Annotated in this window: 26 protein-coding genes and 3 pseudogenes; 8 read left to right on the forward strand and 21 right to left on the reverse strand. The window is 35.0% G+C overall.

Annotation, left to right across the window (positions count from 1 at the left end; all coding sequences use genetic code 11):
• Positions 1–207 precede the first annotated feature (207 nt).
• From KBP50_RS08935 to KBP50_RS08955, 5 genes are all read left to right on the forward strand, one after another.
• A complete protein-coding gene (locus KBP50_RS08935; RefSeq protein ID WP_050352893.1) occupies positions 208–777 on the forward strand; it encodes a TetR/AcrR family transcriptional regulator in 570 nt (189 codons plus the stop codon).
• 28 nt (positions 778–805) lie between these two features.
• Positions 806–1,660 (forward strand): SDR family oxidoreductase, encoded by an 855-nt coding sequence (locus tag KBP50_RS08940; RefSeq protein ID WP_050352892.1) that lies wholly within the window; start codon positions 806–808, stop codon positions 1,658–1,660.
• 595 nt (positions 1,661–2,255) lie between these two features.
• Positions 2,256–2,804, forward strand: a complete 549-nt coding sequence (gene vrrA / locus KBP50_RS08945; protein ID WP_050352891.1) for a VrrA/YqfQ family protein — start codon at positions 2,256–2,258, stop codon at positions 2,802–2,804.
• A gap of 76 nt (positions 2,805–2,880) precedes the next feature.
• Positions 2,881–3,846, forward strand: coding sequence for a peptide-methionine (R)-S-oxide reductase MsrB (msrB, locus tag KBP50_RS08950; RefSeq protein ID WP_050352890.1), 966 nt, complete (start codon positions 2,881–2,883; stop codon positions 3,844–3,846).
• A gap of 46 nt (positions 3,847–3,892) precedes the next feature.
• On the forward strand, positions 3,893–4,099 hold the full coding sequence (locus tag KBP50_RS08955) for a DUF6501 family protein (protein ID WP_050352889.1): 207 nt from the start codon (positions 3,893–3,895) through the stop codon (positions 4,097–4,099).
• Positions 4,100–4,561: 462 nt separating this feature from the next.
• Here KBP50_RS08955 and KBP50_RS08960 read toward each other — a convergent pair.
• The 5 genes and pseudogenes from KBP50_RS08960 to KBP50_RS08975 form a co-directional block, all read right to left on the reverse strand.
• Positions 4,562–4,702: pseudogene (locus tag KBP50_RS08960) on the reverse strand (MazG nucleotide pyrophosphohydrolase domain-containing protein); the annotation flags it as partial.
• A 19-nt stretch (positions 4,703–4,721) separates the two neighbouring features.
• Positions 4,722–5,015 carry a MazG-like family protein gene (locus KBP50_RS08965; RefSeq protein WP_050352888.1) on the reverse strand — a complete coding sequence of 98 codons (294 nt, stop codon included), beginning with the start codon at positions 5,013–5,015 and terminating at the stop codon, positions 4,722–4,724.
• A gap of 47 nt (positions 5,016–5,062) precedes the next feature.
• Entirely contained in the window at positions 5,063–5,500 is a 438-nt protein-coding gene (locus tag KBP50_RS08970; RefSeq protein ID WP_328219457.1) for an LOG family protein, read from the reverse strand.
• A complete protein-coding gene (locus tag KBP50_RS22660; RefSeq protein WP_328219456.1) occupies positions 5,497–5,631 on the reverse strand; it encodes an LOG family protein in 135 nt (44 codons plus the stop codon). The genes KBP50_RS08970 and KBP50_RS22660 overlap by 4 nt, the downstream gene beginning before the upstream one ends.
• A gap of 163 nt (positions 5,632–5,794) precedes the next feature.
• Positions 5,795–6,206 (reverse strand): annotated as a pseudogene (locus KBP50_RS08975) (recombinase family protein); the annotation flags it as partial.
• A 127-nt stretch (positions 6,207–6,333) separates the two neighbouring features.
• Here KBP50_RS08975 and KBP50_RS08980 point away from each other — a divergent pair.
• Together KBP50_RS08980 and KBP50_RS08985 are read left to right on the forward strand one after the other, a co-directional pair.
• On the forward strand, positions 6,334–6,567 hold the full coding sequence (locus KBP50_RS08980) for a transposase (RefSeq protein WP_050352887.1): 234 nt from the start codon (positions 6,334–6,336) through the stop codon (positions 6,565–6,567).
• A 125-nt stretch (positions 6,568–6,692) separates the two neighbouring features.
• The gene (locus KBP50_RS08985) at positions 6,693–6,932 is read left to right on the forward strand and encodes a ferredoxin family protein (protein WP_050352886.1); all 240 of its coding nucleotides are present in this window, start codon (positions 6,693–6,695) and stop codon (positions 6,930–6,932) included.
• Positions 6,933–7,008: 76 nt separating this feature from the next.
• On the opposite strand, the gene KBP50_RS08990 is transcribed toward KBP50_RS08985, so the two are convergent.
• Complete coding sequence (locus KBP50_RS08990) at positions 7,009–7,278, reverse strand: acylphosphatase (RefSeq protein WP_050352885.1); 270 nt, start codon at positions 7,276–7,278, stop codon at positions 7,009–7,011.
• Between the two features lie 124 nt (positions 7,279–7,402).
• Between KBP50_RS08990 and KBP50_RS08995 the strand changes: the two genes are divergently transcribed.
• Positions 7,403–8,947 carry an FAD-dependent oxidoreductase gene (locus tag KBP50_RS08995; protein ID WP_050352884.1) on the forward strand — a complete coding sequence of 515 codons (1,545 nt, stop codon included), beginning with the start codon at positions 7,403–7,405 and terminating at the stop codon, positions 8,945–8,947.
• A gap of 193 nt (positions 8,948–9,140) precedes the next feature.
• Here KBP50_RS08995 and KBP50_RS09000 read toward each other — a convergent pair whose 3' ends face one another.
• From KBP50_RS09000 to KBP50_RS09060, 15 genes and pseudogenes are all read right to left on the reverse strand, one after another.
• Complete coding sequence (locus KBP50_RS09000; RefSeq protein ID WP_050352883.1) at positions 9,141–9,629, reverse strand: GNAT family N-acetyltransferase; 489 nt, start codon at positions 9,627–9,629, stop codon at positions 9,141–9,143.
• A 404-nt stretch (positions 9,630–10,033) separates the two neighbouring features.
• A complete protein-coding gene (locus KBP50_RS22470; RefSeq protein WP_257786695.1) occupies positions 10,034–10,165 on the reverse strand; it encodes a hypothetical protein in 132 nt (43 codons plus the stop codon).
• A 12-nt stretch (positions 10,166–10,177) separates the two neighbouring features.
• Positions 10,178–11,473, reverse strand: a complete 1,296-nt coding sequence (locus KBP50_RS09005; RefSeq protein WP_244969449.1) for a helix-turn-helix domain-containing protein — start codon at positions 11,471–11,473, stop codon at positions 10,178–10,180.
• 185 nt (positions 11,474–11,658) lie between these two features.
• The gene (locus tag KBP50_RS09010) at positions 11,659–12,474 is read right to left on the reverse strand and encodes an MBL fold metallo-hydrolase (protein ID WP_050352881.1); all 816 of its coding nucleotides are present in this window, start codon (positions 12,472–12,474) and stop codon (positions 11,659–11,661) included.
• 15 nt (positions 12,475–12,489) lie between these two features.
• Positions 12,490–12,828, reverse strand: a pseudogene (locus KBP50_RS09015) (MarR family winged helix-turn-helix transcriptional regulator); the annotation flags it as partial.
• Between the two features lie 59 nt (positions 12,829–12,887).
• Positions 12,888–13,661: an ABC transporter permease gene (locus KBP50_RS09020; protein ID WP_050352880.1), complete on the reverse strand. Its 774-nt coding sequence runs from the start codon at positions 13,659–13,661 to the stop codon at positions 12,888–12,890.
• Entirely contained in the window at positions 13,658–14,587 is a 930-nt protein-coding gene (locus KBP50_RS09025) for an ABC transporter ATP-binding protein (protein ID WP_050352879.1), read from the reverse strand. The genes KBP50_RS09020 and KBP50_RS09025 overlap by 4 nt, the downstream gene beginning before the upstream one ends.
• Positions 14,587–15,318, reverse strand: coding sequence for a MerR family transcriptional regulator (locus tag KBP50_RS09030; RefSeq protein WP_050352878.1), 732 nt, complete (start codon positions 15,316–15,318; stop codon positions 14,587–14,589). Before KBP50_RS09030 ends, KBP50_RS09025 begins: the two co-directional genes overlap by 1 nt.
• Before the next feature lie 224 nt (positions 15,319–15,542).
• Positions 15,543–16,124, reverse strand: coding sequence for a GNAT family N-acetyltransferase (locus KBP50_RS09035; RefSeq protein WP_076361888.1), 582 nt, complete (start codon positions 16,122–16,124; stop codon positions 15,543–15,545).
• A gap of 810 nt (positions 16,125–16,934) precedes the next feature.
• On the reverse strand, positions 16,935–17,456 hold the full coding sequence (gene speG / locus KBP50_RS09040; protein ID WP_050352877.1) for a spermidine N1-acetyltransferase: 522 nt from the start codon (positions 17,454–17,456) through the stop codon (positions 16,935–16,937).
• Positions 17,457–17,599: 143 nt separating this feature from the next.
• Entirely contained in the window at positions 17,600–18,751 is a 1,152-nt protein-coding gene (locus KBP50_RS09045; protein WP_050352876.1) for an MFS transporter, read from the reverse strand.
• Between the two features lie 179 nt (positions 18,752–18,930).
• Positions 18,931–19,485, reverse strand: coding sequence for a TetR/AcrR family transcriptional regulator (locus tag KBP50_RS09050; protein WP_050352875.1), 555 nt, complete (start codon positions 19,483–19,485; stop codon positions 18,931–18,933).
• Positions 19,486–19,725: 240 nt separating this feature from the next.
• Positions 19,726–19,974 carry a DUF6688 family protein gene (locus tag KBP50_RS22665; protein ID WP_328219455.1) on the reverse strand — a complete coding sequence of 83 codons (249 nt, stop codon included), beginning with the start codon at positions 19,972–19,974 and terminating at the stop codon, positions 19,726–19,728.
• A gap of 228 nt (positions 19,975–20,202) precedes the next feature.
• On the reverse strand, positions 20,203–21,090 hold the full coding sequence (locus KBP50_RS09055; RefSeq protein WP_050352874.1) for a hypothetical protein: 888 nt from the start codon (positions 21,088–21,090) through the stop codon (positions 20,203–20,205).
• Positions 21,077–22,009, reverse strand: coding sequence for a WD40/YVTN/BNR-like repeat-containing protein (locus KBP50_RS09060; protein ID WP_050352873.1), 933 nt, complete (start codon positions 22,007–22,009; stop codon positions 21,077–21,079). Before KBP50_RS09060 ends, KBP50_RS09055 begins: the two co-directional genes overlap by 14 nt.
• Positions 22,010–22,078 lie beyond the last annotated feature (69 nt).

The raw sequence follows: 22,078 nt of genomic DNA on the forward strand, positions 1-22,078 counted from the left end.
AACATATTCCCCCTCCAAAAATAATAATAGATTGATGGAGATAAAGTGCATCATCGCATCATCTACCTTTACTTTATTTTTGCTTGTGCATTTATTCACTTTAAATAACCATTAAATTTCCTATTAAGGAAAAAATATATTGACATACAATTAATTCAATTTTATTGTTATATTGACCGATTGTTATAATAAAGAGGTGATTTAAAAATGAGTGCTAACAAAAATTCCAGGGAAAAATTAGTTCAGACAGCTTCTCGACTATTTCAGTTACAAGGCTACCATGGGACTGGAGTAAAGCAAATTGTAGAAGAAAGCCATTCACCTAAAGGTTCGTTATATTATTATTTTCCAAATGGGAAAGAACAATTAGCTATCGAATCCGTACAGTCAACTGCACAGTTCATACGCAACAAAATTCAAGAAAGTCTTGATAAAGAAGACGATCCAATTAAAGCTATTCAATCATTAATTTATGATATGGCTGGATTCTTTCAAGAAAAATTAAAGCTTGAAGGGGTTCCAATTGCATCCGTTGCCTTGGAAACTTCTCTGATTAGTGAGCCTTTAAGAAAGGTGTGCCAAGAAGCATATACAAGCTTTCAAGATCAATTTACAGAAAAGTTACTTCATGCACGTGTAGAAGAAAAAAGAGCACGTGAATTAGGAATTGTAATTAATTCCATGATTGAAGGAGCATTTTTAATTTCTTTTACCAGGGGTAATGCAGAACCATTATTTTTAGTTGCTAAACAAATCCCATCACTTTTACAACAATGACATAAAAAAATCAGAGAGAAGGATCAATATGAAAGTATTAGTAACAGGAGCTTCTGGCAATGTAGGGAGATATGTAGCTCATGAACTTCTTCAAATGGGTGAACAAGTAGTTGCTGCTGGAACCGATATAGAAAAACTTCACGATTTGTTTGAAGATGAGGCGGAACAAGTAATATTAGATTTTACAGATTCGATGACGTATAAAAAAGCCCTTCATGATGTGGATCGCGTGTTTTTAATGCGTCCACCACATCTAGGTAAACCAAAGGACTTATTTCCATTCATAGATGCAATGAAACAAAATCATATTCGGTTCGTGTCTTTTTTATCACTCATGGGAGTGGAGAAAAACAGCCTTCCGCCACATCATAAGATTGAGAAATATATAGAATCAGCGGGTATACCGTATGGACATATTCGTCCTGGATTCTTTATGCAGAATATATCAGGTGTCCACGCAGCCGAAATTAAAGAGAGGAACCAAATTTTTATACCAGCAGGGAGGAGCAAGACGAGTTTTATTGATGCAGAGGATATTGGTCTTGCTGTAGCCACTATTTTGCACGAGCCTGATAAATATCAGAATACAGCCTATACCATTACAGGACCAGAGGCACTTGATTATTACCAAATAGCCGATATCCTTACAAAAGTTACCGGAAGAAGGATCATCTATACAAAGCCAGGTTTTTTAAGGTACAGAAATTATTACGTAAAAAAAAGAGATTTGCATAAAGCCTATGTAAATGTAACGGTTGCTTTATATTTCATGACTCGACTAGGAACAGCAAAAGAAGTAACGATAGATTTTATCAAACTAACTGGGAAACAGCCACGTTCGTTTGAAGCTTTTGCAAGGAAGCATATTAATTGCTTTATATAAATATATTTGAGCCAAGGGGGAGGATGGGTTTCATACTAGATTTAAACATTTTTAAGGAAAACATGTTAAAGCTAAGGAAAAGGTAAAAGAGATAAAGAAAAATATACGTTTATCTTTGACAAGGACGATTTTTAAATTGGAAAGCTAGTCAACATGAAGCTTTTACAATTGCTCTTTGTCATTAAATACTGAAATTTACTTAACCTTGTTGAAGGCTCGTTGCAATATAACCAAAATATAATTCCAAACAAATAGATAAATACCTAAACACAAATTTCAAACAAACGTTTGATTGATTCTCTATTGCAATGTTCTAGGACTAATTTTCTGCAACATTCGGCAAATGAAGTTAAATAATTTAAAAAAGCTGTAACTATGTGCGGTTGCCCGGGAAATATTATGCTTGATTTAGAGTTAGTTATTTCCTACTGTTGGGAAAGGAAATCCTAGTTTTCTGCAACCATTTATAGAGAAGTGTTAGAATCCAAGTACATAGCAGCAGCTTTAATGATTTATTGCAGCTGAGCCTACACTATTTTTGCAGGCTAACGTACACTACTTATAGGTGATTTGCTTAAGAAAGGAGTATGATCATATGGTATTTCCACCAAACCAATCGACCAATTTCCCATTTCATATGCCACAAGGCAATTTTGGTAATAATATGAGACCTTTTAATCCTCAGCATCGTTTTCCTCGAACCCCATTTCCCTCTGGTCCTTTTTCCGGAGCTCCGATGCCAGGGGGACAATCACTTTCTAAAGGAGGGAAATTACGAAATTTGCTGAGCCTTTTACGACCACAAACTGGAGTGGATACTATTGGTGGAGGATTTTTAAAAGGAGCTGGGGGGTTAAATGGTGCACTGGATAATGTACAGCAGGTGTTAAATGTTGTTCAGCAGGCCACGCCTCTCGTCAAAGAATATGGACCAATGGTAAAGAATCTTCCTGCAATGTATCGGATGATGAAAGCATTTAATTCGTTTAATGATGAAGAAGAAAGTGAAGATACCAAAAAACAAACAACCGATTCACCTTCCGATAATGACTTGGACAACACAGATCAAACTGAACAGTCTGCAGGACAGCCCGTGGGCGATAATCAGCAGATTGGAAAGTCTATCCCAAAGCTATTTATTTGATTTATAATGCTCCCAACTTGATTTTTTCTTCTATAAAGGGAAAAATAGAGGAAAATACGTAGAAGGGATGATAATTATGAATGCTACAGCAAAAGCGTATGCAACATTTGCTGGAGGCTGTTTTTGGTGTATGGTTGAGCCGTTTGATGAACGCCCTGGGATTATCCGCATCACATCTGGATATACAGGAGGGTCTGTCGAAAATCCTACGTATGAGCAAGTTTGTTCTAATGTAACTGGACATGTGGAAGCAGTTCAAATTGAATTTGACCCAAATATTATGAGCTATAAAAAGTTATTGGATACCTTCTGGCAGCAGATAGACCCTACTGACCCTCGTGGTCAATTTAATGATCGCGGCGAATCGTATCAAACTGCGATTTTCTATCATAATGAACAGCAAAAGAAAGAAGCCGAGGCTTCTAAAAAAGAACTTGAAGCTAGTGGAAGGTTCACGAAACCAATCGTGACCAAGATCCTCCCTGCAAAGCCTTTTTATCCTGCTGAAGAAAATCATCAGGACTATTATAAGAAGCATGGGTTTCATTATCGTCTCTATAAAAAAGGATCAGGCAGGGAGGATTTTATCAATAAGCACTGGAAAAACAAGTATGATCAAAAAGAATTGAAGCGAAAGCTCACGCCTATGCAATATCATGTGACCCAGGAAAACGGGACAGAACGGCCATTTCAAAATGAATATTGGGATAAAGAAGAAGAAGGGATTTATGTAGATATCGTGTCTGGTGAGCCGCTATTTTCTTCCAAGGATAAGTACGATGCTGGTTGTGGTTGGCCAAGTTTCACCAAGCCTATAGATCGTTATCAACTTGTAGAAAACACCGACACAACGCACGGAATGATACGTACAGAAGTCCGAAGTAAGGAAGCAGACTCGCATTTGGGACATGTGTTTGAAGATGGTCCAAAAGATAAAGGAGGGCTTCGTTATTGTATGAACTCTGCTGCTATGCGTTTTATTCCAAAAAACAAGCTAGAAGAAGAAGGCTACGGAGAGTATGTCACTTTATTTAAAGATTAAGTAGACGGTAATAATATTATGTAAACTAAAAAAGGGGATAACAATTATGATTCATTTAAACTGGGAAAACCGAAAAACTATAAAGCAATTAAAATGCGTTCATGCCGATGCGAAAAAGTTTGTAGTGAATAACAAATTAACGCCTGGAAAGATTTATGATGTTAAAAATGAAACAGATGAGTTTTACTTTATCATTGATAACAGTAATCGCATTGGCGGATTTCGCAAAGAATATTTTGAAGAAGTGAAATAGTTGCGAATAGCCTTGTTCACTCTCTGTAGAAAATACTTATTTATGAGGCTATTGTTTGTTTAAAACAATATAGTGGCAAAATGCAATAAGGAAAATAACCACCACATTTATACTCACCCGAAAAGTTAGAGTAAGATATCTAACTTTTCGGATGGTTATTTTTAATGAATACATGACAGCAAATAAAGATTTTAAGGTATTCGGATTAAAATACGGATTTACAACGTTAATCGTGTGGAAAAACAACAAATAAAACTGTTATAAAGCATAATCTATTTTAAAAATTCGACAGCATTTTGTTAATACATAGCAGGATAAATTGGATAAGGATTACTGTTGACTTTCACCATTAAGGGTAGCGTCAGGAGGAAATTTCAATATAAAAAAGCTTAATTTCTCATTTTAATGCTGAGAAATTAGGCCTTTTCATTGCTCCATTAAAGCGCCCGATTGTTGTTTAGCCTAATCATTAGAATAACGTTCTGACAGCTTCTTTTTATGTGACTGAAACACTTCTTCTAGAGGGATATTGTACTTGTTTGCAATCACTATTAAATTACCTAATACATCTCCTAATTCTTCAGTTAACTCTTGTTTATTTTCTTAAAAGAACGAAAATTCGTTAACTGAACTTGCTTTCCCACTTATCCAACTTTTTACTAATTAACTGGTGTAATTCTTTATCGTTCTCGGATAATTTATAAAACATAGCTAAGGCTACTAAAATAACATCAATACATTCTTCTTTTACATCTCCGATTCCTAATTGTTTGTACTCACTTCCGCTTGCTTTTATGTAAGATAGTACAGCTTGGGAGGTTTCGCCAACTTCCTCTGATAGCTTTAATGCCATTTGCTCTAACGTTTTTGGTTCTTTTTGACTGAGTAACTTAATTTCTTTTAGCAGCTGTTCCAAGATTTCTTCCTCTTTCTTTAATTATTTCTGAAGTTATTTTAATTTTATTATTGCCATTTATGTATATAGGTACTTTTGTATTCTTTAAGTTTTTTTACTAACTCTTTTGAATTATTGTCCATGACTATTAAATCTTTATACGCCGATTTTATAAATCCTTGTTCAATCATATGGTCAAAAAGAGATAAAATTGATGTGTAGTAATTGTTGATATTGAGTAATGCGCAAGGTTTATTATGGTATCCTAGTTGAGCCCAAGTAAATACTTCAAACCATTCCTCTAAAGCCCCAGAACCACCAGGCAATGCAATAAACCCATCCGCATACTCTACCATTAATGCCTTTCTTTCATGCATAGTATTAACAACATGAAGTTCAGATAGTTGTTGATGTGCTATTTTAACATTTTTTAACTTCTCAGGTATAACGCCAATTACCTTACCCCCTGCTTCCATCACAGCATCAGCAACTGCACCCCATTTCAACCAACTGTTGCTCCTCCATAAACAAGGTTTAATCCATTATCTACCAAAATTTTCCCTAAATTCCTTGCTTGCTTCATATAGATGGGATCATTTCCAGTACTAGAACCACAGTAAACTGCAATTGTTTTCATATATATACTCCCCCAAAAAATAAACTAAAGACTACGAATCCAACATTATTTATTCTAACATCATTTTCCACAAACGAAAGAAAAAAGCTATATATGAAGACACACATAAATATCTACCGAGTGTTTATTCCACAATCTGACCCTTTAATGGAGTAAGGAATGATTATTTGTTCTCTTCCGATAGCTTTAGCTTTCTATATAATGACGCTCTAGACACATTGGTAATTTCGCAAATTTGATTTAACGTCATATTTCCTTCTTTATAAAGCTCTACTGCATAATTCATTCCTGTATAATTTTTATGATACTTCTTTAACCGCCTTTAAACTTTCCCTCTTTCTTAGCTAGCTCAATCCATTCACGTTGTCGTATTCGAATAAGGTCCCGTTCTAGTTGGTTCACACCTGCCATAACCGTAATTAAGAATTGGCTGTATGGATTATCTTCTGATAAATCGAGCCATATGTATCTTTTAGTGATTTTAACCTTACCTTTGTACTTCGTATGTTATCGATTAATTCAAATAGATCTTGTGTACTGCGAGTGATTCGAGTTAAACCTGTAACATAAATAATATGAAGAATTTGAGGTGTTGTAATTGAAACCATATGACAGAATTATGAATGCTCTTAAGAGACTTTCCATAGAGCATCCCTATGACAAAATAACATATGCTGTTGTTGCGAAAGAAGCTGAAGTTCATTGGACAAATGGACTCAAAACTTTCCAGAGCTTGGACAGGCTTATGAACTAAAAGTTCAATTCTTTGACATATATGACATAAATGAAACCGAATTAACCAACGATGCTAATAAATTCTATCAAAGTTGGCTTTCAAATATACGCAAAGAATTAATGACTTATTTTGAAGATCTAATTAAGACTACACTTTATCCGATTACACAATTTTATTACGAATTGGTAAGCTATTATTAGCAGCTATTCGTTATAGTTTACGATATCACTTTCATTTTTTGCTATAAATGCGTTATAATAACTAGTACAATCATTAAATATCTACTTACTATTGTTGGATGGATCGAAGAAGGAGGAGAGCCGTCTTGGCTTTTGTAATTACATCACCGTGTAAAGATGAAAAAGCAGGAGAATGTGTAGAAGTTTGCCCTGTTGATTGCATAGAAGAAGGGAAAGATATGTTTTATATCGACCCTGATATATGTATTGATTGTGGCGCTTGTGAAGCTGTATGTCCAGTGGAAGCAATTTATATGGAAGATGAAGTTCCTGAAGAGGAAACAGAATATATAGCGTTAAACCGGAAATTTTTTGAAGAACAATAAAGTGCTGAAAAAAAGCAAGCTGCTTTATTCAACAGCTTGCTTTTTTTCAGTTAAGTAGCGTTAATCAAACGTTCATTTATCTGACAGAAAACTTCGAATAACCAGCTTCATTTTCGTAAGTCTTTTGGTCAATATGAGTCACCTTTATGAAAGGGTTCATACCGTTTTCTAAAGCATTTATAAATCGTTGCAAATTAGTTTCACTGCCTTCTGCTTCTAATTCAACTGTTCCATCCTCGTTATTCTTAACCCAGCCTCGAATGTCTAATTCTACTGCTTTCTGTTTGGCAGAATAGCGAAAGCCAACTCCTTGTACGCGACCATGAAAAATGGCGTGTATTCGCATATTTATCACCTCATTTAAAAATATCCATTAATGATAAATGTTAAACATACTTAACGACTAAAACAAACAATTACTGCCCATACTATGTATAATTATAAATATTGATAGAAAGGAGTGAAGGCTCTTGGTTCATTTTCATTTGCCTGAACACTCACAATCTTATTGGCGTGACACATCAAAGCTAAAAGAGTTTCCATCATTAGATACTTCCATTCATACAGAAGTGGGGGTCGTTGGTGGGGGAATTACAGGAATTACAACAGCTTATTTGTTAACAAAACAAAATGTAAAGGTCACATTGATCGATGCAAATCCTATTTTAAAAGGAACCACCGGTCATACAACAGCTAAAATCACTGCCCAACATGGTCTTATTTATGATGAGCTTATCCAGCATTTTGGACTAGAACAAGCTACTCTTTATTATAAAGCAATGGATGGGGCTAAGCAATTTATCGAAAACACTATAAAAGAATTACAAATTAAGTGTGATTACTATCATGATGATGCGTTTATCTATACCAATTCTGATCAGTGGAAAAATGATTTAGAAAAAGAAAAAGCTGCTTATGATCAATTAGGGATTAAAAGTGAGTTGCTGGAGGCAATGCCATTGCAACTCCCAATGAAATTAGCTTTACAAATGCAAAACCAGGCCCATTTTCATCCCTTAAAATACTTAACTGCACTACTTGAAAAAAGTTTAAAGAACGGCTTAACCGTTTATGAAAATACCGTTGCAGTGGATATAGACCATAATCATACAAGCCCTGTGATTGTAACCAAAGAAGGTCATCGCATCACATGTAATCATATTATTTCTGCCTCGCATTTTCCGTTTTATGATCGAGATAGTTTTTATTTTACAAGGATGTATGCAGAGCGTGCATACGTATTAGGCATGCAAGCAACTCAGAAGTATCCAGGTGGAATGTATATTAATGCAGAATCTCCAACTAGATCTGTGCGCTCCACGAAATGGGATGGAAAGGAACTATGGTTAATTAGTGGGGAAAATCATAAAACAGGTCAAGGCAAACCAACACATGAACATTTTAAATCTTTGCAAGCGTTCGCTGAGGAAAACTTTACAGTAGCCTCGTATGATTATCGCTGGTCTGCGCAAGATTTAACAACATTGGATAAAGTTCCATATATCGGCTATTTAAAAAAGTCGACACCTAATATTCTTGTTGCAACAGGGTTCCGTAAATGGGGAATGACAAATGGAACTGCTGCAGCTAACATATTAACCGACTTAATAATGCAGGTAACAAATGAATATGCTGAACTGTTTGAACCATCACGATTTAAAGCCGATCCATCAATAAAAAAATTCGTACAAACGAATACAGATGTAGCAAAACAGATGATACAAGGTAAATTAGATAATACGAATAATCAATTTGATTTAGAACAGTTAAAAACCGATCAAGCAACAGTTACACGAATAAATGGCAAACGATCCGGAGTTTATAAAGATATAGAAAATCAAATTCATATTGTCGATACAACATGTACGCATTTAAAATGTGAAGTGGAATGGAATTCTGGAGAACGCACTTGGGACTGTCCGTGTCACGGTTCGCGGTTTTCATATACGGGTGAAGTTATTAACGGGCCAGCAAACAAACCTTTGAAGAAAATGGCCCCAGATAAACTAAACTAAAACAAAAAAATTACTATGAACCATAATCCATAGTAATTTTTTTGTTTTGTCTCATTATCACAAGAATACTTAGTTTTTGAGACGATAAACCACTAACTTCCGATAATATATATTATGTAAACTAGAATTATTTCAAGCGTAGCTATAAAGTCTGAACTCTCCTCTTCATCAAACTTGATGTGAGTTAAGTGGGTTAAATTTTAAACGTTTGAATTAGACATAGTTCATCATCGATTATGTCCTGTCTTTCATGGGTCTCAATATTTAATCTATTATAAACCTTTTTCCAAAATGCAATCGCACGTCTATTTTCTGCAACCTGAATTACAAAATATTGCCCTTGCTTCTCTTTAAATAATTTTTCAACAGCCTGGAAAGCCAAACCTTTTCCTTTGTACTTATTGAGTATAAAGAAGTCGTTTATTCCATAATCATTGCTTTTATTCAAAAATGGGCGTTCTAATAGTAATATAAACCCGATAATATCACCGCCCAACTGTATAAAATAAGGCGATAATCCATCTACGGTCCAGAAGTTATCTAATTCCACATAATGAAAGATACCATCTTCTCCCACATCTAAATTCATGGTGAAATTTGATAACTCATGAAGATACAATGAGCAAAAGTTACGCAAAATATATTTTTCTGATTCTGGAACTTTTTTAAGTATAACAGTCAACGTATAACATCCCTTTATCTATTCCTGCTTATAACATATATCTTTCTGTTGATACAAATAAAACATAGAATTTTTTAGGTTAAATGAATTATTATGGGACCTTCAAGTACATAACACCACTATGTTCCTATAATAAGGAGAATATGTATAAATGCAAAAGTAAACGGTGCGGTCATCGTAATTACATACATTGCTTTTTCAATCTTACGGAGTCTTCTTTGTTTTGAGTTGGCGATAATAAAGAAGATGGATATGAGTATTAAAAAAAGCTAATGCTTTTAAATTTTCTAGAAAGATAAGCAAGTAAGCCACTCTTCTTACTTTACTTATTGATAAAACAAAAATACAGAAGTCTTATATCTAGTTTACTAAATACAAGACTTCTGTGACCAATTTGTGCTTAATTAAACATTTTCAACTTCAACTGAGGAAACTCCTGGCAAAAGTATTGCTGTATCCTCGTATTGAACATTTGTAAATACCAATCCGCCAAGAAGTAGCGCCCCACATGCAAATGATAAAATTACTTTTTTCATGATTCTCCTCCTCTATAATTTAATTATTTGCTGATAACTACTATCAGCTAATTTATAATATTGCAAAGATGCTTTATATTTACCCATTTTCTCTAGGTGGGTAGCTAGCATTTTTGCATAAAACAATAAATGATAGTAATCTTTTCTTTGTTTTAAGTAAGGTATTAATTCATCTGTTAATACTGATTGAAACCTCTTTGTTTCTCCATTTAACAAATGTGTATATATTTTGATAATTTTGTCATATAATTTATTATAATTATAATACTCAAAACTCTCTTTAACCGATTCTAATATTTCAGAAGTTTGGCGTAAGTATTTACCTGCTTTTTCATATTCTCCAATTGTATAGAGTTCTTGTATTAGACGAGTAAGCGATTCTAATTTTATTTTTTCAGTTAAGTTATTATTTTGTATGGCTACCAAATAATGTTTAATTGCTTCTTCAGAGTTTCCCATCAATGAATGCAGGTAGCCGAGATTATAATGTGCTAGATGGATCACATCCTCATTATTGTGTAATTCACCTAAATGTAAAGCTAAATTGTAGTTTTTAATCGCTATATCTGACTTATCAATTTTTTGATACGCGATTCCTAATAGAATATGACATTGTGCGCAACGAGCAAAATTGTAATCTCGTTGAAATATTTCCATGGCCTGTCTTGCATACTCTATTGCCTCTAGATCCTCCCACAAATGTCTGTGAGTCACGGAGATCGCGTAACGTAAATCAGCAATTTCATCGTCGGTAATATTTGCTAGATTAGTAGTTTCCTCCGCCAATTTATAATACTGCATGGCTTGTTGATGGTCTTCTTTATGTGAGTTGTAGGTTCCTTTAAATTTATACCAGTAATATTTATGTGTAGGGTTAAATGAATCTGCCATCTCATGAAGCTCATTAATTTTTTGTAGGGCTTTTCCTAGGTCACGTAAAACACAGTAGTAACGAATTTTATGGATCTCGAACATGAGGGTTTGATCATTAATACTTCGATCCATCAGTTCTTGCAACTCTTCATACTTTGTTACCATTGCTTGTTTGTCCAAATGATCAAATAGCATTGCGTACCATTGTTTACATTTTTCTTCGATTTGTACATCTGGTGTATCCGTGAGTTCGATTTCTAATCGGTTACAGAGTAATTGAATAATCTCTGGGCTTGCTTTTGTCTTCTTGTTTTCTATTTTTGATAAGTAGGATAATGAAACAATGCCTTCTGACAATTCCCCTTGTGTCATATTACGCTTTGTTCGCTGTAATTTGATAATAGAACCTATATCTACCAATTTATCACCTACCAATCTCCCGTTAATCTATTATGTATCTAGTATTATTGTAACATAAATCCAAAAAATGGCTATTGGGAAAATAATTGTATTTTTCTATTATTTTTTAGGTAAAATCCTTCCTATAAGTAATGAGTTTTCCTAAATCAGGAAAATTACAGTTTGCTAACCTAACTAACAGATAATCCATTCATAAAACATTAAACAACTTCTTCTTCTAACTGACTTAATTTACGGTTTAATTGAGAAGTTAGCTCATTAACCAAATTCAAGTGGTTTCTTTGGTGTTTTTCAGTTAAATCACAAATTAAATTCAATAGATTTATATACCCCATAAAATCATCTTTAGATAATGGCGGTTCATGTGAAAGTACATAAATTTTTGCATCAAACATTTCAATATTTTCTAGGAGATGCCTAACATTATCAATCCTATATTGCGGTTGTTGTGTGTATATACTCGGATACAAGCAGTCCCCTAAGAAAAGTGCTTTTTCTTCCTCTACAAAAATAAGTGATGAGTCATCAGAATGATCCCCGCCTACATGTTTGACTACACACCGGATACCACCTAAATCAATCTCCAATTTGTCTTTAAACGTAATATTAGGTAGCGTGATAGTAATATTTCTGTCTGTTCCAAATTCTTTTTTTATCATTTCTGAACAAAACGGATTCTCTAAGCCTTTTTGTACACGATTGTTTAAAGCTTCATCTGACCAATCATATTCCATCATTTTTTCAAGATGCATTTTTGTATTTTCATGTGCTATAGTTAACTTATTCATTTCATTTGTCCCAAAGCTATGATCCCAATGCCAATGGGTTAATACGACAGCATGATGATTCTTAACTTGACATCGATTTAGTTCATCAAGAAATAACTTAGCATGTTTATCCGAATTTCCCGCATCGACAATTAATGTTTGGTAAGTGCCACATATGGCAGACAGTATTGGCCGATCTGTTTCCGGATCAGGTGGTAAATAATGTATACGATCGGTTAGTTGGTTCAATTTTTTTCCATTATGCTAACTCCCTTTGTTTTTTGTAGTGCCAATAATTTTATTTAATGTGTCAAGAACATTTTTTAACTCCGTTAACGTTACTTTTGAGTAATATTTTTTCACAAGAATATCGTCAATTTTTTTAAGAAGCTTTTGAAATTCTTGCCCCCTATCCCCAAGATAAATCAATGTTTCTCTGCGATTTATTGAATTCTCTCTACGATATATCAATCTCATTTCTTCAAGCTTAGAAATCACTTGGCTTACCGCACTTTTCGAAATATCCAAATGGTTTGCAATATCTTTTGCAATTACTCGCTCATTACGAATGATGTAAAACATGACAATTTCTTGTTGCGGAGTTAAATGAAAGCTCGCTAATTTCTCAACCTCTTAGTTCTATTTTTTGAAACTTATTCATTCTATAACGTTTTTTGATATTTTCGAAACGCCAGCAGAATAAGTGCGCAAGAGACAATAAACATCAAAACTAAATAACTACTATTAGGTATTACAACCGACCAATCTGGTTTTGTCGTAATAACTTCTCTTCCTGCTTCTACTGCCCAATTAAGCGGATTAAAAGCAGCAAAGTTTTCAACCCAATTTGGTACCAGTTCAAGTGGAATAAACATTCCGGAAAGAAATATAAGCGGCATTGTAATTAAACTGGCTGCAGCAGTTAGGCTTTCTTCTTTTAAAACGAATAATGCCAAAGTGGTTGATAATATCCCCATTCCCAACCCCAATAATACAGCAATGATTGTAAGTTGGATGATTCCAATTAGTCCTCCTGAAAATGTTGCTCCTAATAAAGCTGCTACACCGATCATAATCAGTGCTTGAATAACCATCGTTACGGTTTCCTGCAATAACCCCCCCATTGCGATTGCCGAACGATAAATGGGTGAAATTAATAAACGGTCAAGAATTCCCTCCCTGTGATCATTAATAATTCCTATACCAGCATGAGCACCAGCTATCATCGTACTCATCATAACAATTCCAGGTCCTAAATATTCAATGTATGATTCACCGCCAAATCCAGGGATATCTGCCATACTTGAAAATACTTCACCGAATAAAAACATCCATAATACTGGTTGAATAATCGTCATTAAAACAATAAACGGAACGCGAAAATAGATTTTTAAAGAGCGAACAAAGATCCATAGTGTATCTGTCAATAGTTTCATTCTGCTTCCTCCTCTGCGCTTAATTTTTTACCTGTATATAGAAGGTACACATCTCCAAGATCAGGCTTGGAAACGGTAACAGATGAAACATTGATCTGATTTCCTCTTAATTTTTCTAAAATTCCCGCTAGTTTTTGCTCTCCTTCTTCTATCATGACCAACAATTGATCCTTATCCTCTAATGTTTTGTACGATGCTTGTAAAATAGAATATGCTTGTGCTTGTTTATCACACGTAATAGTAACGGTATCTTTTCCAACTTTGCTTTTTAATTCCTCTGCTGTTCCTTCTGCGACAATCGTTCCATCATTAATAAAAGCGATCCAATCAGATAATTCATCTGCTTCTTCCATATAATGTGTAGTAAGAATGACAGTCATCCCTTCTGTATGTTGCAGCCGCTTAATAGTATTCCACAATTCTTTACGTGCTTCTGGATCTAATCCAGTCGTAGGTTCATCCAGAAACAGCAATTTCGGTCGATGAATAATTCCCATAGCAAGATCGAGCTTCCTTCTCATGCCTCCAGAATAATTTTTGCTTAGTCGATCCGCATCTTCTTGTAAATGAAATACACGTAGTAATTCATCCACTCTTTCTTTTAACTTCTTCCCTTTAAGCCCATAGATCCTTCCTTGCAGCGTTAAATTTTCTCTTCCTGTTTCCATTGAATCGATGCCAGACGATTGAGAAACGCAGCCAATTAAACGTTTATCTATTTTTTTATTCCCAAAAATCAGGATTTCCCCTTCATCTGGATAGGCTAAGGAAGTTAGCATACGAATCGTGGTTGATTTCCCTGATCCATTTGGACCAAGCAAGGAGGATATCTCCCCCTCTTTCATTATTAATGATAGGTTATTTAATGCAATTACATTTTTGCCATATGTTTTCATTACATTTTTCATCTCGACTGCATTTTTCATTAAATGTCTCCCCTTTTCTCTCTTACCGCCATCGCTTCATTAATAAAATGAATAACCTCCTTCGTCATGGGATAAAACATTACGCCATCACTTTCTTCATTTATTGCATTCCATGCGTGATCAAGAAATTCTTTATCTTCGCCAAACATATCAACGACGCCTTCTATCCAACGATCTGCAAGCTTTTGAGCGATCTCGGATTCCGGAGCGGCATGTAAATTTTCTTTTATTTCATTAATAAGCTCCACCCATATCTCCAATTTATCTTCATCCATATTAACCGACAGTATTTTTTCTTTTTCTTCTTCACTCATATACTGATTCAATATCGTATCGATTTTGTTGTTTTTCTTTTGGAATAACTGCATGATTCCAAAAACCAATTCCCAATTTATTTCCTTCTCTATTTGGATCGTATATAGGATGGTACGTAACGATTGTTCTAATTCTTCAATATGCTTTTTCTGTTCTTGCACCATTATTAATTGTTCACCAAATGCATCTTCCCATGAATTTGACGGTTCCTGCAAAATACACTGTATCTTATCCAATGAAAATCCTAAAAATTTTAATGATAAAATTTGTTCCAATCGAAATACTTCCTCTTCGCCATATAATCTATGTCCCCCTTCTGTTGTGCTTTGCGGTTGAAGCAAGCCAATTTCATCATAGTAATCCAACGTTCTTACTGTGACACCTGTCTTTTTAGACAGTTTTCCAATGGTGTACATATGTTCATCGCCTCCTCGTCTTGCTACTTTAAGTATAAAACAGCACGTAACGTTTGATTCAAGCTTTTTTATTAGAAATTCAAGAAAAAAAGATCTACTCCATCAATGAGGAATAGATCTATTGGGGGTATAGTAGGGAAAATGTGATATACAACGATAAAGAAATTCCAATATAGAAAGTAATACAAAGGGCGGGTAAAATTTCACTTCATTCCTTCAATCTCTTATCGTAAACTTACAAAAAAACTCGACTTTTTAGGGAAAGCAGAATTCTTTTCTTGTGGCAGTTTGAATTTTTTAAGTGGAAATTTCACTGAGTCGAATACAAGCGTTTTTTTAGATGAAGCCTCTATTTGTTCTAAATCATTCGGAAACTCCTTCCCCTTATCCAAGCTTATATAAGGTAGTTTTTCTTGAGCCTTCAACGAGCGAGTATTCGTTTTTTTCGCTCCTGCAAACACTATTTTCAAATCTAACTTGAAAAAAGCAATGGCTAAAATTTCCTTCTTCGCTAAGGCATTGTAGCCTCTACCCCAAAAGGGATAGCCTATCCAGGTCCCCATATGACAGGTACGTTTGTTCCAGTCTACGTCTTTTAATGTGATTACACCAATTGGATCTTTGTTTTCATCCAGCATGACTCGTGAATATTGTCGTTTCTTTTCTTCCTCTTCTGTGATAAAAGTAATGAAATTTAAAGTACCATTTAAAGAAGTCATTTTTTCACTTAACCCTAAGGCATCTCGTACTTGTGGGTTTGAAGATAAAGCTGACATCTGTTCAGCATACTTTACATGATGTGGCACAAGTGTTAATTTGCTGATCGCAAAAACCTCCCTATCTTTAATAAAGGCATCTTCCCTGCAATCATTGGAACTCTATAACTCGAAACCGTTACAATTTATTATCTATGCATTATCCTTAACCTTTTCCTCCGTTTTTACGAAATGTTCGAAACTATTTGTCTAAAATAAAAATGAAACGGCTTTTGATGAATGGATCGTTTCATTTTTACTTATAAACATGACTTTTGTTCCATCTACAAAATAATTGTATATATTGTTATTTTATTTAAGCTCCCGCACCACGATTCACCACTTATTATTTCAATCGCATAGGCTGAAATTCTCCCTGGAAAGGAGCCTCTTAGATAACCAATGTAAAAGCGGGCTTTATGGTTTATCTCCAAATGGTCAAAAATTTCTTTTTTACCTTTATCAGCTTGGATGCAATCATACTTCCCGTACCACAGCTAGAGGTAAGATAATCTGTAACCGATCTTAAATATCAAGGTTCAATGGCTAACCAAATTGTTTTCAGCTTTTTCGAAATAACATACCCCTCGACAGTAAAGTAATTTTTTGAAACTCTTTTATATTGAAAGATAAGGGATTGAAAAAGAAAGACAACCAATAATCTTCAATATGGTGGACAAGTAATCAAGCAAACTTTACACAAAGCAAATGGAAACTATGGTACTTGAATAGACTAAAATGCATACTAGTTAATGTATTTGGTGAAGCTTTATCGCGTTTCCATATAATTAAGCGAGTATTTTTAAAATAAACATATCGAATTTCTGCTACATACTGCTTTATTATAATTCAATCAGTAACTTATGGTTTGTTAAGATATTCACGCTGGAAGATACACATACGTAACACATCGTGATAGCTTCCATTTACAAAAAATTCTTCTTTTAGTTCCGCTTCTACAGCAAACCCTAGCTTTTTATAAATATGAATAGCTTTTTCATTTTGTTTATCAACAATGAGGTATAATTTATGCAAGTTTAACGTTGCAAATGCATAGTCCATTGCTAATTGCGCTGCATGAATAGCATATCCTTTGCCTTGATGATCGGGGGAAATGATAATTTCAAACTCTGCGTTTCGGTGAACAAGATAATCAATGTATGCAATATCTACTAACCCAATTTTTTCTTTTCCTTTTCCTTCTACGATAAAACGTCGTATATGTTGATCCTGAGCTTGTTTCTCATACATTTCCTTTAACCTTGCAAACGAATAATACGGTTCTTCAAACCAATACGACATGATTTTTGGGTCGTTAGCTAACTCATGAATAAACGGTAAATCTTCTTCCTCTAAAGCGCGTAATCGTAAATGTTGTTTCATTTTTATAAACCTCCATAATAGCTTGTTACGAATAATTGTTAAATCAGTATAAACTTGAAAAAGGAAACATATTAAAATCTACTGCTTCAGATAATTATATATGTTTTACCACTATAAAGAAAACGATACTGCTTTACCATCTACTATATAGATGGGGATGTTTGCTTTTTCTTAGGATTAATAAAGCTAGCTATTAAACTCGCACACCCAAATAAAATAAACGTAAATGCATATCCAAAAAAACCAATGCACAAACCAGCAGATAAGGAACCTATAACTTGCCCAACTGCTAATAGTAGAAAAGGAACACCGATACCAAGTGAGGCGTTATGAATAAATACTCTTATTCCCCAAACAAGTAATACACCTGTTAGAAATATATAAGAGCCCCCAAAGAGTCCTGCGGCGGAATATGCAATAAACCACTTTTCAGGTGAAACAGCTAAAAGAATAAAAGCGAAAGATAAAAGTACGGTAGCGATTCTATAAGAAAAAGCTAAGCCTTTCTTTTCAATCAATGATCCTGAAAATCCGCCAAGAATTCCTAAACTACCGATGACCACCCAAAATATGGATAGCTGCCAATCCTCATAACTACCAGCACTTTCAAAAAAAGAACGAGAGAAAGTCCAAAAAGCAGCCGAGCAAATTCCTAACACAACGGAAGCGGTACTTAGCTTTACCGATCCTTCAACCCCTTTAATCGAATAATCTCCTCTTTTGAGTACCATTCGGGTTGAATACATCGACTGCTTTGGGATAATTTTGAGATTCCAAAGCAATGTTATAAATGTTAAAAGTGCATAAATGAAGTATGTGATTCGCCAATGTGGTGTTAATAATAAGGCTCCTAATCCAGAAAGAATAATACCGATACTTGTACCAGAATTAATCCAAGTATTTGCTGTTCCCTGCTTTTTCTCTTCTATCCAAAGTGATATCGCAGCTCCATAAGGAGGAGATACCAGCCCTGTACTCGCACCGGCTAGTAGAACACCTAATCCAAGTATATAGATATTTGGTGCCAACCCCATCAATAGCAATCCAAATAGTGTAGCAAGACTAGCAGCAAAAATCATTTTTCGAGGGCCTTTCTTAATAGTAATAATGGTTGAAATGGTTATCGTAAAACAAAAGGCCACATAGAATAATGCAGAAATTGTACCAGAGGTAAGATTAGAAAATTGTAATGAATCTTGTATATCAGGAAGAAGTAATCCGAAACTAAACCTAGCTAGTCCGTATGTGGAAGCGATCATTGCTATACCAGGTAAGATAAGCCGCAATAATTTCATGGTACCCCTCCTTGACTAAAATAGATAGAACGGTCTTTCTATTTTCATCCGTGATTTTACCTACTTTGTTATTCATTTACTACCTTCATAATCTGCTCTGATGATTTAAACTACCTACTTTTTTGTTACGTACTTTTTCCGTCTTTATTTTGAGACTCCACTTTTTAAGGATAAAAAAATTACGAAGCCTGTTGGACAAGTGTCCGAGCTATCGCAATCGAGTGTGAAGTTGCTTCCTCCGCGCCGATTAATGCCGCCATCGAAGTCGTGCCTTCTAGCAATAATGTAAATTGATTGGCTAAATCTTGTTGGTTTTCCTTTCCTTTTTTAAAAGCTAATTGTTGAAAATAACATATTAGCTTGGATTTATGATTTCTAGCTATGCTCTCTATTTCATTGTTCTTACCTGCATAATCTTCAATTGCGCGTAAAAACATATCTCCTTTAAGTGAATGCTCTTTTAACCATCGACCATGCGCTTCTACAGCAAGGATAAATGGAGAATCTGAATCCAATTCAACATATCGATCTAAATAAGACCAGTAGCGCTTTTCACGTTTTTTGAGAACTTCTTCAACTAGTTTCTCTTTGGAGGAAAAATGATTGTATAATGTCATCGTTGCTACATTAGCTTCTGTAATAATTTGCTTTAAACCAACGCCACGAAAGCCTTTTTCGTAAAATAAACGTTCAGCAACTTCTAATAAAGCTTCTCGTTTCATTGATGAGCTCATATTTTTCACTCCTTATTTCAGTAGAATGAACATTCTATCTATTATGGTAGCAACTTCTAAAATGAACGTCAATTTTTTAAAATATGGCATCTGAGGCATTTACAAACGGTATTTTTGCATCCGAAAAGAGAGGACATTGTTGCAATAACTTACTCCTTAAATAAAGGGAAATCCCTAAAACTTACTCCTTCTTTCTTAAGTCCGTGTACTGCATATGAATTCTGTTCTCTGGAGCTTAATCTACCGTGCACAATAAAAACAACCATTCCAATGGATTTCACGAGTAAATAAACGATATCCGCCGACCATTTGGAATGGATAAGTTCGACTTAGTGGATAGCTATATACGACATAATATTTCCGCACAATCTGATGGAGGAAAGGCGTATAGGTTTTGAAAATATTTTCAAAAGCATTGGCTAGTAAAAGTTGACGATTAACTGGAAGTGCTATACCGTGTCGAAGCCCAGTTCTTATTGGCCTTGCCAATATTTATGCCCTTGGTGTAGTGACCGTACACAGATAATGTCCATCTCCTCCTACCATGATAGGCTTAGAAACAGGGATTTGCGAATAATTAAACGAATCGGGTAGGTGCTGTTATCTCCCATTTTGACTTGTTCCGTACATACTCTTCAACAATTGAAGCAGGAGTCACACAGCACCTTATATCGTGAATAAATGGCGTTAACTTGAAGCATGTTATCTTGAGTGATTTCATTTTTCAGCAGGTTTAAACAGACTACCTTCCCTGCCTTGAAATTCAAGATTTATTGGTTCATTATCATCCATTGTTGCTTTGTATAACGTAATATTTCCTGTTTGTTGTTTTCCATCGTTGATTGCCTCAGCATCAAAGTCTTCATCTAATGCGATCGTCCATACAGCTTGATTATCTTTCATTAATACGAGGGCAAGTGTTCCGTACTGAATGACCTGATCCCAACTAAACGTTTCAGAAGTGGCTTTTGTTATAATAGTGATCCCTTCTGTGTTATTTCGCATCTCTACACTTTCGCCACCCCATCTCCCACGGGTAACTGCTCCTACTTCATAGTAAGAACCCCCTATTCCGCGATCACCATATGTAGCAATAAATTGCTGGAGTTTGTCATCGGAGGATTTATAGGTAACTGCAGCTATATCATTTGCTAACCAGTCTATTTTAGGTGTGCTACTCACATCTTCTGGCAGCTTTTGATGTGACATTGCTAAAATACCGAGTTTGGACCGATAATATGTAGCCTCTTTTGTATCCACCTGCTTTTTTATGGATAATACTTGTTTAAAGTCAGGTGAAATGCTAATGATATTTTTTATCTGCTGGTTAGTGGAAATGAACAGCCAACTATTTACAATCGCAAATATTCCAAAGCTAGTAATGACAAGCAGTCTCCATATTTTTGATAGACGTAGCAAAAACAAAAGCGCTAATGCTAAAAAAATAGCGAAACTTATATTAAACAAGTAAAACAGACGATTATCAATGTACTCTACTTGAGGGTAATTGGATTGAATAAGCAAAAAGCCAATCTGCCCACTGAATAGTAAAACCGCTAATAGAAACAGCAACCAACCTGTTATACGTAACCTACTCTGTTTCATCTGGTTCCACCTCCGATACGAATTCCCATGTTTCTCCGCCGTCTGTTGATTTAAATTTCCCTTTTACTTTTCCACCTTTATAATCTCCATTTGGCCCTTGTTGTACAAGCATGATTAGGTGATCACCTACTTTTTCAGGAGTTTCAGCAGTCACAAAATGTAGCTTATATTTATCTGGCACGTGAACTTTTGCTTGTTTCCATGTCTGCCCTGTATCTTTCGTTACATAAAGTTCTGGTGCTTCAGGGTTAATGGTACCATAGGACAGAAAGCCCGTGCTTTCATCAATAAATTCACCATTAGCAATCATCCTTGTAGTATTTGGTCTTGATGCTTCTCTCCAGCTTTTACCACCGTCATAAGTAAGATGAACACTGGAAATTTCTTGAGACATCGTTCGACCGCCGGAAAGTATGGCATAGCCAAAATCATCATTCAAAAAAGCTACTTTCCGAAATCGAATAACTGGATAATTTTCAACGATAACCGATGTCTGCCATGATTTACCTTTATTTAAGGAGTAAGTTATTGCAACAGTGTTCTCTCCTTTCGGATGCAAAAATACCGTTCGTTCTTCAGAAAGTATGTAACTTTGCGGAATCAGTTCATCCTCCCTTCCGTTGTAGTCTCCAGCAAATAAAAGACTTTTCTCGATCGGAACATGGATCCAGTCTGTGCCTTTATCGTAAGTAACGAATAATTGTTCGTTTTCTATAGCATAATCGACGGTCTGATTTGTGACCAATGAATCAGTTGGATTTACGTCTTCGGGCAAATCCGATTCTTCTTTCGTATTACCTTTTTCGGCTTCGTCAAGATCTGCTATTGAAGCGTTTGAAAATGTTTGCTGGTAAATAACGGTAGCAATGATTAATCCGATCAGCATAAGAGCGGAAATACCGGACAATAATGTTTTCATGTGAAGGCTCTCCTTTTTTTTAGAAAAATTTTCATGCACCAAAGGGGATATGTAATTTCGGTTTACACA

The sequence above is a fragment of the Virgibacillus pantothenticus genome (genome assembly GCF_018075365.1).
GTDB classification, from domain to species: domain Bacteria; phylum Bacillota; class Bacilli; order Bacillales; family Amphibacillaceae; genus Virgibacillus; species Virgibacillus pantothenticus.